Below are 415 nucleotides of genomic sequence, written 5' to 3' on the forward strand. Positions count from 1 at the left end.
CCCCCGGGCAGCCCGGCGTGGGCTTCGCCGCGCGGGGCGTCCCCGGCGGGCGTGCGGGGGCCGGGCACCGGGCCGCCGGCCCCGGCCGGGGCTTCGCCCTGCGGGTGCGGGAGTACGGGTTCGCCCGCCCACAGGTCGTCCGTCGCGGGATGGGTGTCGGCCGGCCGGGCCCGGGCCGGGAGGGCCTCGCCCGCCGAGAGGTCGTCGGGGTCGCCGGGTGCGCCGGCGCCGCCGGGCGGGACGGCGTGGGCTTCGCCCCTCGGGGCGTCCCCGGCGGGCGTGTGGGGGCCGGGCAGTGGGCCGCCGGGCCGGGCCGCGGGCTGCTGGGGCTCGCCCTGGGCTTCGTCCCACGGGGCCGTGGGCACGGCTTCGCCGGCCCAGAGGTCGTCCGGGGTGGGTTCGTCCTCGTAGGAGG

Annotated in this window: 1 pseudogene; it reads right to left on the minus strand. The window is 83.9% G+C overall.

From position 1 onward, the window contains the following. Positions 1–415 (minus strand): annotated as a pseudogene (locus VR44_RS40590) (hypothetical protein); the annotation flags it as partial.

Origin of the sequence: Streptomyces katrae, assembly GCF_000966975.1 — a bacterium.
In the GTDB taxonomy this organism is placed as follows: Bacteria; Actinomycetota; Actinomycetes; order Streptomycetales; family Streptomycetaceae; genus Streptomyces; species Streptomyces katrae.